We start from the raw sequence: 16433 nt of genomic DNA on the forward strand, positions 1-16433 counted from the left end.
TTCATTCCGAGTAGAAATTTGATTCTTTAAGTAATTTATCCAGCTCGTATAAAGGCAAGCCCATTACAGCGGAATAATTCCCCTCAATTTTTTCAATAAACTTCGCAGCCTGCCCTTGTATACCATAAGCACCCGCTTTATCTTCAGCTTCACCCGTTGCCCAATATTGCTCAAATTCGGAATCTGAAATGGACCTAAAAAACACTTTTGTTTGGCAAACATCCGAATATACTGCGCCATCATTAACAATGGCAATCGATGTCATCACGGTATGCGTTTCACCTGAAAACGACATCAGCATTCGGTAGGCATCCATTTTATGCTTAGGTTTTCCAAATACTTTACCGTCTTTCAATATAATCGTATCACTTCCCAATACCCAAACATCCTTTCCTGGCACTTTATTAAAACCCGACAAGGCCTTTTCAACTGCCATTCTTAACACAAAAGATTCAGGACTTTCATTCGGCAACCCGGTTTCTTCAACAGGCGCATTAACAAGGTCAAATTGAATTCCTGCTTGGTCTAACAATTCTTTTCTGCGAGGAGATGAAGAGGATAGATAGAGCCTACGTTTCATAAAATCTCTCTAGTTCTTTTTATCGTATGTATTTTCGTTTATGATTTATTCTAGTTTTAAGCCAAGCTTTATTCTACCTTTATATAAATCAGCTATGACAGGAGTTTCCAGACTTTGGATACTATCATTACAGACCACACCCCAAAAAACCTTGAAGAAAAGTTTGAAAACCGTTTTTTATATCAGACAGGCGACTATTCTTTGATGTGTGAAGAAACCAAAATTCCTTGGTTACAGATTATTCCAAATCGGACTCTAGATGAAGCGTATGTAGCAACTCTATATGGCGAGATTTATCGTTTAGCGGAGTACTTAAAAGAAAAAGGGTTAGGTCCACATTACAACGTGGCAAAAATTGGCAATAAACTCCCTTATTACCATATTCACTTAGTTTTTAGAAAAACCGATGATGAAGTTTGGCCGGAACCGATTTGGGGGAAAGACTTACAGCTTGATCTTACACAGAAAAATCAATTCCATTCATTATTAAGTGGTTTTTATGGCTAGAATCACCCGTTTTCTTACACTTTATAAAAGTCTCGGTACCAATCAACAAAAGCGTTAATCCCTTCTTCTATGGTGGTTTCTGGTTTAAAGTCGACATCATTCATTAAATCACTGACATCTGCATAGGTCCTAGGCACATCGCCTGCTTGCATGGGCAGGTTATTCTTTACCGCTTGTTTACCCGTTGCCAACTCGATTGCTTTAATAAAACGTTCCAGCTTTATCGGCTGATTATTTCCAATATTATAAATTTTATAAGGCGCTTCTGCGGCTGTGATTTCTGAATGTGTAATCTCAGGAACATGGTCCATAACTCGAACAACACCTTCAACAATATCATCTATGTAGGTAAAGTCTCGTTCCATGTCCCCATGATTAAATACATCAATTGTTTCGCCATTTAAAATCTTTTTGGTAAATGAAAAATAGGCCATATCAGGTCTTCCCCATGGACCATAAACAGTGAAAAATCTTAACCCTGTTGTTGGAATGCCATATAAATGACTATACGTATGAGCCATCAATTCATTTGATTTTTTAGTCGCTGCATAAAGCGAAATAGGGTAATCAACTCTATCTTCGGTAGAAAATGGAATCTTCGTATTCATTCCATAAACTGAACTGGAAGAAGCGTATATAAGATGAGCTGCTTTCTGCTGACGGCATCCTTCAAGTATATTTACAAAAGCAACCAAGTTTGAATCAACATAGGCATGAGGATTCTCAATCGAATAACGCACCCCAGCTTGAGCTGCAAGATGAATCACTCGATCAAATTGATGTGTTTTAAAAAGATCATCCACTTGGGCACGATCTGCAATATCCATTTCGATGAATTGGTAATTTTTTTCCAACCCAGATTCTTTGCATACTTGGCTTAAAGTACTCAACCTAGCCTTTTTTAAATCAACGTCATAATAATCATTTAAGTTATCGAGTCCAATAACTTCATGATTCTTTTTAAGCAACGCTTGCGTTACATAAAACCCAATAAAACCAGCAGAACCTGTTACAAGTATCTTCATTAATCCTGTCCAAATAAATCACGTGTGTAGACTTTATCTTCAATATCAAAAATATCGTCTGTCATCCGATTCGCAATAACGACATCTGATATTTTCTTAAACTCCGCTAAATCATTAATAACCTTTGAGTTAAAAAAGCTTTCCTCTTCAAGCACAGGTTCATAAACCACTACTTCAATTCCTTTGGCTTTTATCCGCTTCATAACGCCTTGAATTGCCGAGGCTCTAAAGTTATCCGACCCGCTCTTCATCACTAAGCGGTAAATACCCACCACCTTTGGGTTTCTTTTAATAACCGAATCCGCAACAAAATCTTTTCGAGTGGTATTAGCATCAACAATGGCTTTAATTAAATTATTTGGCACTTGATCATAATTCGCAAGCAATTGTTTGGTATCTTTAGGTAAACAATAACCACCATAACCAAAAGACGGGTTATTGTAATGATTACCAATACGAGGATCTAATCCAACACCTTCTATGACCTGACGAGAATCTAAGTTATGCGTCTCACAATAAGTATCCAACTCATTAAAATACGCAACTCTCATGGCTAAATACGTATTTGAAAATAATTTAACCGCTTCCGCTTCGGTTGATTTGGTAAAAAGCACATCAATCTCTTCTCTAGGTTTCGAGGCCCCTTCAATCAAAAGATCTGCAAAGATTTTTGCCCGTTCTGACTTTTCTCCGACGATAATTCGTGAAGGGTAGAGGTTGTCATACAAAGCTTTACCTTCTCTTAAAAATTCAGGTGAGAAAAGAATATTTTCACTGTTAAATTGCTTCTTAACCTGCTCTGTATACCCAACTGGAACGGTTGACTTGATTACCATTACAGCACGAGGGTTAACAGTCATTACATCTTGTATAACCTCTTCAACTGAACGGGTATCAAACGTATTGGTCTGAGTATCATAGTCCGTCGGCGTTGCAATAATGACAAATTCTGCATCTTGATACGCTTTTTGCTTATCCAAAGTAGCCGTTAAATTTAAAGCTTTATATTGTAGAAACTCTTCAATTTCTGGATCCACAATTGGTGACTGTTTATCGTTTAACAACGTGACTTTTTCTTCTACGATATCAAGCGCCACAACTTCATTTTTTTGTGCCAACAACACGGCCAAGGACAAGCCAACATACCCACTACCAACAATTGAAATTTTCACTGCTTTTTCCTTTTCACTAATTCTAATTCCCATCTCCAAGCATGTTCTATGATAGTTTCTAAGCATTCATATTGTGGCTTCCATCCTAAAATTTTTCTTGCTAAAATTGAATCAGCAACTAGTCGATCTGGGTCTCCAGGCCGTTTATCTCCATATTGAACGAAAATCGAAGCGTTATAACGTTTTACAATCAATGATGAGGCATCTAATACTTCCTGAACACTAAATCCATGCCCACTACCCAGATTAAAACTATAGGCACCGGACTTGTTTTTAATTAGATACTCTATAGCCAACAGATGAGCTTGACATAGGTCTACTACATGAATGTAATCTCTTATACAAGTCCCATCGTCAGTTGGGTAATCACTACCAAAAACTGTTATCTCTTTTTTACGTCCCGAAGCTACCTGCAAAACCAACGGAATTAAGTGCGTTTCTGGGTCATGCATTTCTCCAAGTTCGCCTTCGGGATCAGCGCCACAAGCATTAAAGTACCTTAGACTCACCGAACTTAAATCATAAGCTGAAGCATAATCTTTCAAAATATTTTCAACCATTAACTTACTCATTCCATAAGGATTGATTGGATGTTGAGGATGATGTTCATCAATAGGACTGTATTTTGGATTACCAAATGTTGCGGCAGTCGAAGAAAAAATAAAATATTTAACACTGTGGTTAATCATTACATCTAGAAGATTAATCGTATTTGCCACATTATTTCGGTAATATTTAGCAGGTTCTTTTATAGACTCTCCCACAAGACTATTCGCAGCAAAGTGCATGACAGCATCAAATTGATAAGTACTAAAGACATTTTCTAAAAGGCCTATATCGGCCAAATCACCCACTACAAGCTCACCATACTTTACGTTTTTTCGAAACCCTGTTGATAAGTTATCGAGCACAATAACTTCATGACCTGATTTCACCAATAACTTAGACATGTGAGATCCAATATATCCGGCTCCGCCGACAATCAATATCTTCATATTTTCTTATTTACGATTTTATTTGGTTGAAAAAGAGAAGCGAATACGAGCAAAATAAACACTAGATAAAAGTAAAGTTGATATTTCATAGTAATCGTTTGGTCACTAAGCATAAACTCCATGATAGATTCGACCAATACAATACCCATTAGACTTAAAAATACTTTATCCTGATTCTGACTCTGCAATGAAGTCTTTAACAAACTAAGTAGTTTAATAAAAGGATAAATTAAAATGGATAGAACGACCACAAAGCCAAAGATCCCTTTCTCGGCTAACAGCAAAATATAGTCATTATGTGGGTGGCCAAATAGCATTCCTTTAACTACGAGACCTTGCTCTGCATACTTAGCAAATATCGAATTAAAACTTCCAAACCCCCAACCAAAAAGGGGTCTCTCTAAGAAAGCCATCCATGCCGCTTTCCACATTTCAAAACGATATCCAATTGATGTTCTTGGATTACCATCTAAATACAAATTCAAATTATGTATTGTCTGATCAATTCGTGACTGAATTGGTAAATAATCCCAAACTGCCATAATAAGCATTACAAATGTTATAAATATGATGGTTGAGATCCAAAACAACTTTTTCTCGAACTTATAAGATACAACCCATAAGCTGAATGCCACGATAAGAAACGTTAGCCAACCGCCTCGCGAGCCTGACAAAAAACTCAGCATGATTCCGCTAACAAAACCAACCAGAGCAATCGCCTTCCATTTAGCTTCATGCAAACCGAAAAACGCTATCAATGCCATTACTCCAAGAAGCATTCCCATATTACCTCTTGTAATAGGAGTTTCTAACAACCCATGACCTCTTGCTGGACTGTCTATGATAACCAACAAAACATATACAAAGGCATATAATGAAACTACAGCAACAAGCTTGAATATATAGTCAGAATCAAAACGATAGCGGGTCAATACTAGCGCAATAAAATACGCAAAAATTAAATCTCGAAAGTTCTCATACCTAAAATTGAACAACTGTTCTATACGACCTTGGAAAACTACACTCAAGGTCATGGTGACAAACATCATAAAAAATAAAATAACCAGGTACCACACGGGTTGATTCAACGTTACTTTTTCAGTTTTTGAAAAAAAAAGATACATCCCCCAAAAAACCAGCAAAAAGAAAATCAACTTCAGATCTTGATAAAGAGTTGCGGCAGAAATAAAGAAAAAAACAAGAACAAAAAACAAGAAATTTTGAGCATTCATAAGCATTTTTAAACGTTCAACCATTGCTGAGCAATCCTTTCAACCTTGTAAGAGGCTATACTCTGAGATGCATTTAAACCCAACTTCTCACGAAATTCCGGGCTATCAATTAAGTATTGAATAGAATTCGAAAGCTCATCAATATCTTTAGCTTCAACTAATAAACCATCTTTCTTATGCTCGATAATTTCGTCTGGGCCATTAGGACACTTAAATGACACAACCGGAAGGCCCACGGCCATAGCTTCCATTAAAACAAGAGGCCAACCTTCCAACCTTGAAGACAACACATATATATTGGCTTGCTTTAGTATGGCAAAAGGATTCATTTGTTGTCCCAACAAATCAACCTGTTCAGACACTCCTAATTCTTCAATTTTTTGTTCTAATTCTACTCGCTGCTGACCTTCTCCTATGATAGATAAATGAATATCCTTCGAATTTAGTTTTGAAAATGCACCAATCAGCATATCAAACCCTTTGTGAGGATGAAGCCGACCAACTGATATGATATTGATTTTTGACTCAGGCAAATGAACCGATGTGGGTTGGTTCATTAGTTTAGAAATCATCTTCATATCTACAGGATTAGGTACAAATATGACTTTTTCCTGCGGCAAGCCTAAATTAATTAAACCTTGACGCACTCCTTCTGATACAGCGATTACCCGATCTACTCTTCCATAGTGGTTTTTAATTCGATTTTTAACTTTTTTAGAGAATTTTTGAACGGGATTATGCACACTTAAGACAACTTTATCAGACACACCCGCTAACCTAGAAGCAACGGCCAAGGGGTAGTTTGCATCCTCTGAAAAACCGTAAATTCTGTCAAATTTATTTTTTTTTAGTATTACATAAAGATGTAATATTTGGCTTATAACCGACCCTCGAAAAAAAATACCTTTTTTTAAAAAATGTCCGCCTAATTCATATTCCGGATCTGATCTTCTAAATGTTATAACACTCACATCATGACTTTTTTCCCATTCCTGAGAAACGAGGCTTAGCACTCTAGAAACACCAGCTCTGACAATGCCGTTTGCCACAATCAAAATCTTCATCAAATTAATCTCTCTTTTTTTAAATCTTCCACCAAAGCATCATCGAATTGAATAAGCTTTAGTTTTTTCATGCAATCTATACAGCTTTCATCAAGGAGCATCTCTTGATATACCTCTTCTAACTTACCTTTTTCATAAGCACTATTCCAATAAAGTGCTTGAGGACCAAAATTATGTTTTTTGTAATTATTGTCAGCTGTATATTTCAGGGATCTGTTAATATTTTCTACTTTTGTTTTAAAGCGTTCAAAGCTTCTTAATGCATAATGAAAGATTCGAAGATTATCATTCCAACCAGAGAATTTTCGTTTTTTTAGTTTATCACCAATATGTCTCGCACCGTGATTTCCTCCACCTACATTTATGACACCATGTGCATTGACCATAACTTTGTGTAAAACAGGAGCAAACAAGAAATTATTACGACCCTTATCATAATCAGAGAACATATCAAAATGGATAGTGTTTAAGGTGTGCCAAGGTGACTCAATCCATCTTTCATGAGAATTTAGAACAGGTAACACGTTATAGCGATTCACTCGTAGCACCGAATTCTTTCTATCTAAACCACTACGTAAATCCCCACTTTTTGAAAACCAAAACTCATCAGCATCATTTTCTATCACCCAATCATAACCTGATTTTCTTGCTAAGTTGGTAAGTTTAGTCATATTCGCAGATTGGTTATGGTCAGGTGTTTTATCATCTAAGATCGTTAAATCAAACTCAGATTGCAATTGTGCAAGGAGCTCTCGAGTTCCATCTTTCGACCCATTATCGACAATAAAAAAAGCTTCACACCCTTTTGAAGCATGGTAACGAATATTCATTTCAATAATATCAACTTCATCTTTTACCTGCATCGCCATACAGAGCTTGATCGGCGACGTACTTGTTTGATTCTTTAGGTATTGAAACAAACCAAGTGTATAACCACGAAACTCTTCATTAAAACTCAATGCTGTCTCCTCTCTCTTTACGCGTAATTTTATTGAATAGGGTATTTAAAAAAACCTTTTTACTTTTAAAAACATATTGGTCCCTAACGACTAGATCCACTCCAAGGGTTTTAAGCCTTATCAGAAAATTCAAGTCACTAAAACGGGTTATATTTACAACCAAGGCTCGCTGTTCTAAAGACTCTAAAAACAGCCGTTCAAGATTACGTTTTTTTATATACACCCTTAAACGGTAACCTTTATTTCTCCATATACATCTAGCCATTAAATCCAATCGAAATATTGATACAAAAATAAAACTTCTATCGAGCATTTTTGGAGGCATACAATTCAAATAATCTACTCCATTTAATCCAGTTTTCATAAAACTACGTTGAGTTTTATCTGAATCAATCGCCAAAACAATTGCTTCAACATCTCTTTCTTTAAAATAATTTTTAAAATGCCTTTCATTAATTGAAGCTAACCGAAGGTGCTTATTAAAACCATATCCCTCTACGTACTTATTGAACAAACCCAATTTAATCATATCTTGTTTGACTAAATTCAAAACCGTACACGAATCATTAATAGCTCGACTAATCGGTGTTGAGTAACAATAACTATTGCGAATGACATACTTATAAAAAGGTTGTGAAACAGTCATATATAAATGTGCAATTTTTGCAACATGATAATAATGAAGCAAATCCTCACTTCTAGTAAGATTTATCTTTTGATTTATATGATTGAGAGAAGTTTTTAAAACAGAAGTTTTGAAGAGTTTAAAACACATGTTCCACATAGTAGAGCAGAAAATATCTAAACCATAACTAACTTGACTAATCTGTTTTTTTTCTGGAAGGCTTATTTTTCCGTTTGGTCTAATTTCTTCATATCCAAACTCTATTATGTCAGGCGCTTGATCTTGTCTGATAACTATATTAAAAAGTTCATTTATCGTATGAACATCTAAATAATCATCACCGTCTAAAAAGATGGTAAAGTCACCAGAAGCAGCTTCAATCCCCGTGAGTCTTGCCTGTAAAGTGCCTTGATTTAAGGGGTGTGTATAAATTTTAATCCGGCAGTCTTGCTTTGCAAAACGCTCAATAATTTCTAGTGACTCATCGACTGAACCATCGTCGACAACAATAATTTCAATATTCTTATATACTTGGTTACTACAGCTATACAGAGTCGTTTCAATATACGAAGCAACATTAAATACAGGGATAATAATACTGCACTTAAAATCAGGAATAGAAGAATCCACGATCATTTTAAATATTGCTCGACAAAACTTAACATATATTTATCTTCTTTAGATACTAAAATTAAATTTTCATAAACAACCCCATTTTTAAATGGATATAACAAAGCTTTCCTTGGAAATAATTCCCTTTGAATTTTGCACCTCAAACCACCTAAAAATTTGTTTTTATAAAATTCCCTATCATAATTAGATCCTAGAACATAAAAAATATAATTTTCTTCCAAGTAACAAAAAGCAGAGGTATTCAGAATTCTTTCAATCGTATCAATTTCATTCCACTCAATTACAATAATAGGCTTAAATTTTTTGATTGAATCAATAAGCCCTTGCAAAACTTTATACTCATGCCCCTCAACATCAATCTTTATGAGGTCAATTTTTTTAAAGTCCTGTTTGATAACAAAATCATCGCCTTTTTCTAACTTGACATCTAATAAATTGCCTTCAACACGGTTTTCTAAACTGCTGCCACCAACATTACCTTTAGATTCATAGGTGATTTTTTCTTTTGAAAAACAATCTGACAAAGCAAAGTTATAAACACTTGCACGCTCAGAAAGTCCGTTTTTTTCAATATTATATTTTAAGATGTCATGTATTGGTTTAACTGGTTCAAAAGCATGAACTCTTGCCCCTGCTGAACAAAATGAAAGTGTATGATTACCTATATTTGCTCCAACATCCAGTACTAGGGGGTCCCGTTTATTTAAGAGAATTTGCTTCACAAAATCTAAAACATACTTTTCATAAACTCCATGTTTTTCAATTTGCCTAGTTATAAAGTCTTTGGAAAACGCTTTAATTATGAAATCATCACTCGTTTTTAAAATTTTTATTTCACTCATCTTTTCACCTAATAAATTTATTCGATTTGGAAAAAATAACATCATTTAAATGGATGTCTTTAATAATTCCATATTGTTCAAACACCTGTATCTGATTTTCCTTTAAAACAAATCGTTCAAATTCTTCCTTTAACATGCCTTGCTCATAAAGCTTAACCCATCTGCGATAATGATCCCCCATTCTCGCTTTCGGGTATTTCAGTAATGTTTGTCTATGTTTAATATTCGCTTCAAACTGTTTCCAAGAGCGAATGGGGTAGTGAAATACTCGAATATTATGTTCATTTCGGGCCGTAAAAGTCTTGGCTATATGCTTAGCTCGGTGATTCCCGCCGCTGATTTTAATAAACCCATAAGGATTGACGATTACTTTCGGACTAATATTGGCAAAGAACATCGCCGTATGAGCCCCTTCAAGCTCTGCTTGTTTGTCATAACAAATAGGGTACTCAACACAATACCGAGCTTTAGAAAAATGGTAATCATCTTTCAGAACATCTTCAGTCAGCAACACATTACTTCTCTTAACGGTTACCACCGAATCTGAATGAGAAAGATGCTCTTTCAATGACGTACCTTCTTTAGGAATCCAAAACTCATCTGCATCATTGCTTATCACCCAACTGGCGCCCATTTTATCTCTTGCCAGATACATAAGCCGTTTCATCCACTTGGCTTGTTGATACACACCGGTTTCATCAATAACCATCAAGTCAAACTCTGTTTTCAGCTGCTCTAATTTCTCTCGCGTCCCATCGGTTGAACCGTTATCCATTACCACAAAACCATCAACGCCTAAAACGGCATGCGTTCGAATATTTGATTCAATGATGTCTATTTCATTACGACAAAGAATCGTCATAATTAAACGGTCTTGATCACTTTTAGATTTGAATAATCGTGGCAAATATAGCAAGCCTTTCAAATGAATTCTCCTCGTCCTTTAGTTACGCTTAATTTGGTTTTAACTTGAATTCCCATTCGTTCCAACAATGGAATAAAGCGTTTTTGAAAATTATCTTCACTCGACATTAACGCGGTGACTTCAAGATCTGGACGCAACCATTTGCATGTCAGCATAGCCGTCCCGACGTCTCCTATGATATGACAGTGAGAGCCGAGAACCGGCAAGACAAACTCAGAGGCTAATGGAGCGGGCACAATCTTTTCAACCCCTAGTTTCTGAAGGGCTAAAGGATCATTATCACCGACTCGTGGATGATATTTGACGGCTACTTTTTTCCCAGAGGCGATCACCTCTAAAATATTTTTTTTCAACCTGGCTTCATAACCTGACATTTTTTCGATGTTATTAGGGTGCGGAATAAACCACAATATATCGAAATCAGCATATGGCTTAAGCGGTTCTTTGAAGGCCTTCATAACTTCCTGGCTAAGCGCCTGCATTTCCATGGTTTGAAAAAAACCAGCCTCTAACGCTTGAACGTCTTTATGACACGTAATGGCTGCCACCGCCTGCCCAGGGGAAAACAACCAGGCCTGGTCAATTTTTGAAGATGCGCCAACGGTTTCCGGCTCTTCCCACCAGGTTCCGTAAAAAAGCTTTTTAAGCCAAGCACTCACTTTGTCTTTAAAAAAAACAGATGGGCGTCCAGCATAAGAATAAAGTCCATCATCTAAGTAGATGCCTTTAACAGGATGATTTTTGCTTTTTAAACAGTGCATAATAAATTGAAATTCAAGTCGTCGATCACTGCCAACGGCCACTTGATCTGGGCAAAAAGTCTTAAGGCAATCCACCATTTTTTTAAAGTTTAACGTTCTTTCGTGTTTTTTTGCCCAGCCACTTGCTGAGCCGGAAAAAACTTTTACGGATTTAAAAGGCGAATCAGACCACGCTTCTAGTGCTGCCACATAAATATTATTATCAATCTTTTTTTGATCGATTAGCCATATTTCAGACGATTGCTCATCACAAAAGTGACTAGCATGAGCGGCTGAAATCAAAATATTCAACGGCGTTGATGGCAAATATAAAGTATTAGTCATCCTCTAAACCTATAGCTGACATTCTGTGCCCTGATAGCATGGCAGAAAGCTTAGCCGTGACATCTATCCAATGTTCATTATCAGGTGACTTCATGGCATCTCCTCTGACAGCATAATCATTTTTTAGATAACAAAGATATTGATTTATCAGATTCTCATCAAGGTGCCATTGTTCTAATGAGTTAAAAACGTTTTCTAAGTCGTGTAATGAATGAGCCAACTTAACAATGCCTTCAACACCATAAATGGCTTGTCCCAAAACAATTACTTTCTTACGAGCCATTAAAGCTTCCATCCCGACCGTCGAGTTAACCGTTAATACCGTTTCTGAATGTTCTACTAAGCACGTCGTTGGTAAATCGAAAACAAAGCGAATTCGTCCTTCTGTTTGTTCTGACAGGGCAAACAAGTCATCGTATTTTTCTGGGCAGGCAGGATGAGGCTTTATGACAAAAAACTTATCTGGAAAATCATTAGACAACAGGGTTATCTTTTCATAAAGATCTCTCATATCTTTTATCCAGGGAGAATGAAGATAAATATTACTGTCTTCAATGACTTGAAATGGAATAAAAATATAAGACGACGGCAAAGACGACGGTTTATCGGTTAAAGGCATTGTTAGAACTGGAAGCTGCTCAGAACAAGTGTACTTGTGATAAAAATCTAATTCTCTTGGCGCGGCACTATAATAATCGACGCCGACAGGATCTACTGCAGAATAACCTGGAAGCGGCCCTGTTTCAAAAAAAACCACGTCACGCTTTAAATCTTTGGCCGCGACGATCCAAATGGCCTGACGAAACTTTTTTCCATTCCAAACACCCAACGCAACATTGCGTTGCTTTAAAAAGCGGTACGCAACACGGTATGTCCAATTGGCTTGTAAATAGGATGAAAATCGAAACCAACCCCAAAAGAAACCGGGAAGCCCTTTCTTAGCTGTTCTTTTGCGCTTTTCGAGCAGTTTAACTTGCTCTAATAAGACTTCTGAATTCGGTGAACAAAATATGCTTGGCAATATAATTCGTTTGTACCAAAGCAACTCAAGCGGCAATGTTACATTTCGAACCAACGCATTAAAGTATTTTCTTTGCTGTTTACTGCTTGCGAGTAAAACAAGTGTTTTATAAGTCATCGTTTTTAATTTTCTTTTCAAACATATCTAAAACCTGATAGCGCTTCTTTAATTTTCCGCGCTTCTTAGCATTAACCGTTGAAAGATCTTTTCGTAAATAAGGAACTGGCAATTGTGTCCAACAAGCATCAACCACTTCACCTTCAAGACTTGTCCATAGATCGTCATAATTAAAATTATCTAATTTATACTGGGTCTTCGCTTCCCCTTGAAACACATGTGCATGATGATTGACACCATAAACTTGGTCAATACCCCATTTATCCATTAAGGTTACCAAAGCAAAACAAATAAATCTCTGTGGAGGGATTCCTTGTGTTTTTTGAGTAAACATTCTAGCCAAGCCTAAGCTATCCTTAGCGCCTTGTACTCCACCAATAAAACACTGTGAACCCGACAACAAAAAATTAATAAAATAAAGCGGTTGATTATTCACTCGTAGCTCAATAGTACTCAGTCCCTCACGACGATTACGATGAATAAAAACCAAATGACCAGAAATCTCCATTTCTTCTGCCAAAGTTTCTCTGACAAATTCAACCCCAGCTGGTTGTAATAGCTCTTTCATTTGATGAGCGGTCAAATGTTGGCCCAAAACCCTATAGTGCTCTACAATTTCATCAATAATCTGATGATTGTTAATATCGGCTATGCGCGTTCTTGAGTCTTTATGCATAAAAACATAAAGACGTTTAAAAAGGTAATACAAATACCCATGCGTTTCGAGAACATCCCGCAGTCCAATTTGATCAAATTTTTGATCAAGTGCTTTTACCCACCGATAATTTTTTAACAACCAAAAAGGAGACTTTAATCGATGCTTTTTGCCATCCAAACTGCAGTTCCAATAAGACTTTACCGCTCTTAAATACGTCAAATTTTAGTAACCTTTCCTTTTAACAAACTTAAAACATTTTCTGTTGTCAAACCCACTAAAGAGCTTTCATATTGCTGAGCATTCTTAAACTTTTTAATATATTGCTTGCTTAAAGCTGACTCTAGATACATCACATGCTCACCTTTAGCGCCAACCAAGCTTGAGTCTGTTACCCTGTACAACACAACCATAGGCACATCAAGTGCAGCAGCAACATGAGACAACCCGGTATCAACAGAAACAACAAAATCTGAAAACTTCAATATTCGAGCCATAGTAGTCAAACCGAGTGACACATCTGGCACCCAGGCCTGGTCATTTTTAACCGAGTTCGCAATACGTTTGGCACGCTCTAATTCTTCTTGATTTCCCCAGGGCAGAACCACTTTACGTCCTTTATCAACCACCTTTTGAAGTAATTCAACCCAATATTCCTCTGGCCACAACTTTGTATCCCATGTTGTTCCATGTAGAAATACGCTATACACGTCATCATCGAAGTGCTGAGTAAGCTCTGTTGGCTTAGACCAATCAGCAGTATTCAATTCATAGCGGATAGGAGAATTTAAAGAATAATCATAATTTAGTGCTTTCGAAAAAAGCTGCCTGAGCCGCTCAATGGCATGTTGTTTATTAGGAACATGCACTTTTTGCTGATAGCCCAAGCTAGCCAAAGGCTCACGTGCACTTTTCCAATCAAACCCCACCTTTGTGCCTGTTTGAATGTTTCGTACAACCCACAGGCTTTTTAATAACCCTTGCGCATCAATCACGAAATCGTAATGATGCTGATTTACTTGCTGAAAAAATGCCTGTACGGCTTGTCGTGTTTGTTTTTTCCAAAAAGTTCGACGCCATTTACGCAACTCAATTGAAAACACATTATTTACCACGGGATGCCACTCAGGAATTTCAGCAAAAGACTTTTCAACTATCCAGTCTACTTGCAGCCCTGGAATAGAACGCATTGCATCACTTAAGGCAGGAAAGGTGTGGAACACATCTCCCATCGAAGACATTTTGACAACTAAAACCCGCATGCCTATTTTGAGAAGTCCAACATTCTTGGATTATCACTTAACCAGCGTAAGTATTTCTGCACACCTTCTGCAACCGTATGAAAAGGCTTATCATATCCCGCTTCTCTTAGGCGCGTATTATCGGCTTGCGTAAAACTTTGGTAAGCGCCTTTCAATCGATCTGGGAAAGGAATGTATTCAATTTCGCCCTGCCCGTGAAAATCAATCACGGCTTCTGCAATATTTTTAAATGGCTCCGCTGCTGCAGGTCCTAAATTAAAAATACCTGACTGCTCAGGATTCTCCATAAACCAGAGATTCACATTTACGACATCTTCAATAAAAACGAAATCGCGTGTTTGCATGCCGGCTTCATACCCATCATAAGCACCAAACAATTTTAATTTTTCACCCGCCAACACTTGGTTGTGCAGCTTAAAGGCTACACTGGCCATATCGCCTTTATGCTGCTCACGAGGCCCATACACATTAAAATAACGAAACCCTGCAACCTGACTTTCGGCTAGCGGTAAAATGCATCTGACATATTGATCAAATTGAAATTTAGAGTAGCCATACACATTTAAAGGCTTTTCATACTGGCGTTCTTCAATAAAGGTCGGGCCATCACCATAAACAGCGGCTGATGAAGCGTACAAGAAAGGAATTTTTCGATTTAAACAATAATTCAACAGATCTTTAGAATACTCATAATTGTTATCCATCATGTACTTACCATCCCACTCTGTCGTTGCAGAGCAGGCACCTTCATGGAAAACACATTCAATATCAGGCAAGCCTTCTTCAGCAAAAATACGGGACTGAAAGTCTTCCTTATCCAGATAATCCGCAATATCGCAGTCGGCAATATTAATAAACTTTTTACCATTCTTAAGGTTATCAACGACTAAGATATCCGTTCGTCCTTGAGCATTTAACGCTTTAACAATATTAGAGCCAATAAAGCCCGCGCCACCCGTTACAACAATCATGAGACCTTCCTTTCAAATCGAAACAGGAGAATTCTATCATTAACCCCCACTCTTGTTGTTAAAAAAGGTAGAATACGCGCTAAAAAGACTGAAGTGTATATGGAAAACTTACAAACAAAATGGGGCCGCCTTAAAGCACACTTAGAGGCATGGTTTATTGACCACGAAATACTACGGTTGTTTTATCGAAACTTTCATGCTTTATCAAACAACGCTTATCGTAGCAACCACCCTTCTGCCGCATTCATACAAAAACTACATCAAAAAAATGGCATTAAAACTGTCATTAGCTTAAGACGTGCCGACAAAACAGGACAATACCAATTAGAAAAAGAAGCTTGTGATCGTTTAGGGATTAAATTGATCAACCACCCTATGTCTTCTAGAAGTTTTCCAGATGCGGATAAAATCCTTCAAGCCAAGAAAATTCTTGAGGACGCAGAATACCCAATTCTTATTCACTGTAAATCCGGAGCTGACCGCGCTGGAATGATGAGTGTTTTTTACAAGCATTTCATCCTTAACCAACCAATAAAAGAAGCCCTCTCTGAACTCAGCATGAAATATGGACATTTTCGCTGGGCAGACACCGGCAAACTGGATATATTCTTTGAAAGCTTCCTAACCTTTGAAAAAAACCATCCGAATGTTTCTTTTATTGAATGGGTTCAAACCCATTACGATAAACCAAAACTGAATAAAGAATTCCATGCTGCTGGTTGGGCTAACATTATTGTTAACCGTATCTTAAGAAGAGAGTAAT

General features: G+C 37.0%; 17 protein-coding genes. 2 read left to right on the forward strand and 15 right to left on the reverse strand.

The features are described 5' to 3' along the window. Position 1: 1 nt before the first annotated feature. The gene (locus GHNINEIG_RS07950) at positions 2-580 is read right to left on the reverse strand and encodes a Maf family protein (protein WP_135796147.1); all 579 of its coding nucleotides are present in this window, start codon (positions 578-580) and stop codon (positions 2-4) included. A gap of 114 nt (positions 581-694) precedes the next feature. Between GHNINEIG_RS07950 and GHNINEIG_RS07955 the strand changes: the two genes are divergently transcribed. Then, positions 695-1087 carry a hypothetical protein gene (locus GHNINEIG_RS07955; RefSeq protein ID WP_135796148.1) on the forward strand — a complete coding sequence of 131 codons (393 nt, stop codon included), beginning with the start codon at positions 695-697 and terminating at the stop codon, positions 1085-1087. 14 nt (positions 1088-1101) lie between these two features. Here the strand turns inward: GHNINEIG_RS07955 and GHNINEIG_RS07960 are convergent, their stop codons facing one another. The 14 genes from GHNINEIG_RS07960 to rfaD are packed head-to-tail and all read right to left on the reverse strand — an operon-like array spanning position 1102 to position 15670. Continuing rightward, positions 1102-2112 (reverse strand): NAD-dependent epimerase, encoded by a 1011-nt coding sequence (locus GHNINEIG_RS07960; protein ID WP_135796149.1) that lies wholly within the window; start codon positions 2110-2112, stop codon positions 1102-1104. Beyond that, positions 2112-3284, reverse strand: coding sequence for a nucleotide sugar dehydrogenase (locus GHNINEIG_RS07965; protein ID WP_135796150.1), 1173 nt, complete (start codon positions 3282-3284; stop codon positions 2112-2114). Before GHNINEIG_RS07965 ends, GHNINEIG_RS07960 begins: the two co-directional genes overlap by 1 nt. Next, the gene (gene galE / locus GHNINEIG_RS07970; RefSeq protein ID WP_317616023.1) at positions 3281-4234 is read right to left on the reverse strand and encodes a UDP-glucose 4-epimerase GalE; all 954 of its coding nucleotides are present in this window, start codon (positions 4232-4234) and stop codon (positions 3281-3283) included. Before galE ends, GHNINEIG_RS07965 begins: the two co-directional genes overlap by 4 nt. Before the next feature lie 41 nt (positions 4235-4275). Further along, on the reverse strand, positions 4276-5535 hold the full coding sequence (locus GHNINEIG_RS07975) for an O-antigen ligase family protein (protein WP_135796152.1): 1260 nt from the start codon (positions 5533-5535) through the stop codon (positions 4276-4278). Continuing rightward, on the reverse strand, positions 5520-6575 hold the full coding sequence (locus GHNINEIG_RS07980) for a glycosyltransferase (RefSeq protein WP_135796153.1): 1056 nt from the start codon (positions 6573-6575) through the stop codon (positions 5520-5522). The genes GHNINEIG_RS07975 and GHNINEIG_RS07980 overlap by 16 nt, the downstream gene beginning before the upstream one ends. Next, positions 6575-7534 (reverse strand): glycosyltransferase family 2 protein, encoded by a 960-nt coding sequence (locus GHNINEIG_RS07985; protein WP_135796154.1) that lies wholly within the window; start codon positions 7532-7534, stop codon positions 6575-6577. Before GHNINEIG_RS07985 ends, GHNINEIG_RS07980 begins: the two co-directional genes overlap by 1 nt. Then, entirely contained in the window at positions 7524-8795 is a 1272-nt protein-coding gene (locus GHNINEIG_RS07990; RefSeq protein ID WP_135796155.1) for a glycosyltransferase family 2 protein, read from the reverse strand. The genes GHNINEIG_RS07985 and GHNINEIG_RS07990 overlap by 11 nt, the downstream gene beginning before the upstream one ends. Beyond that, entirely contained in the window at positions 8792-9634 is an 843-nt protein-coding gene (locus GHNINEIG_RS07995) for an FkbM family methyltransferase (RefSeq protein ID WP_189636858.1), read from the reverse strand. Before GHNINEIG_RS07995 ends, GHNINEIG_RS07990 begins: the two co-directional genes overlap by 4 nt. Before the next feature lie 4 nt (positions 9635-9638). After that, a complete protein-coding gene (locus GHNINEIG_RS08000) occupies positions 9639-10496 on the reverse strand; it encodes a glycosyltransferase family 2 protein (protein WP_223260858.1) in 858 nt (285 codons plus the stop codon). Between the two features lie 59 nt (positions 10497-10555). Further along, positions 10556-11644 (reverse strand): hypothetical protein, encoded by a 1089-nt coding sequence (locus tag GHNINEIG_RS08005; RefSeq protein WP_135796158.1) that lies wholly within the window; start codon positions 11642-11644, stop codon positions 10556-10558. Beyond that, entirely contained in the window at positions 11637-12782 is a 1146-nt protein-coding gene (locus GHNINEIG_RS08010) for a capsular polysaccharide export protein, LipB/KpsS family (RefSeq protein WP_135796159.1), read from the reverse strand. Before GHNINEIG_RS08010 ends, GHNINEIG_RS08005 begins: the two co-directional genes overlap by 8 nt. Further along, complete coding sequence (locus GHNINEIG_RS08015) at positions 12772-13617, reverse strand: VirK/YbjX family protein (RefSeq protein ID WP_189636859.1); 846 nt, start codon at positions 13615-13617, stop codon at positions 12772-12774. The genes GHNINEIG_RS08010 and GHNINEIG_RS08015 overlap by 11 nt, the downstream gene beginning before the upstream one ends. Positions 13618-13655: 38 nt before the next feature. Beyond that, the gene (waaC, locus tag GHNINEIG_RS08020) at positions 13656-14699 is read right to left on the reverse strand and encodes a lipopolysaccharide heptosyltransferase I (protein WP_135796161.1); all 1044 of its coding nucleotides are present in this window, start codon (positions 14697-14699) and stop codon (positions 13656-13658) included. A gap of 2 nt (positions 14700-14701) precedes the next feature. Then, positions 14702-15670 carry an ADP-glyceromanno-heptose 6-epimerase gene (rfaD, locus tag GHNINEIG_RS08025; RefSeq protein ID WP_135796162.1) on the reverse strand — a complete coding sequence of 323 codons (969 nt, stop codon included), beginning with the start codon at positions 15668-15670 and terminating at the stop codon, positions 14702-14704. A gap of 99 nt (positions 15671-15769) precedes the next feature. On the opposite strand from rfaD, the gene GHNINEIG_RS08030 reads away from it, so the two are divergent. Next, complete coding sequence (locus tag GHNINEIG_RS08030) at positions 15770-16432, forward strand: fused DSP-PTPase phosphatase/NAD kinase-like protein (protein WP_135796163.1); 663 nt, start codon at positions 15770-15772, stop codon at positions 16430-16432. Position 16433 lies beyond the last annotated feature (1 nt).

The organism is Hydrogenovibrio crunogenus (assembly GCF_004786015.1).
Taxonomy (GTDB): Bacteria; Pseudomonadota; Gammaproteobacteria; order Thiomicrospirales; family Thiomicrospiraceae; genus Hydrogenovibrio; species Hydrogenovibrio crunogenus.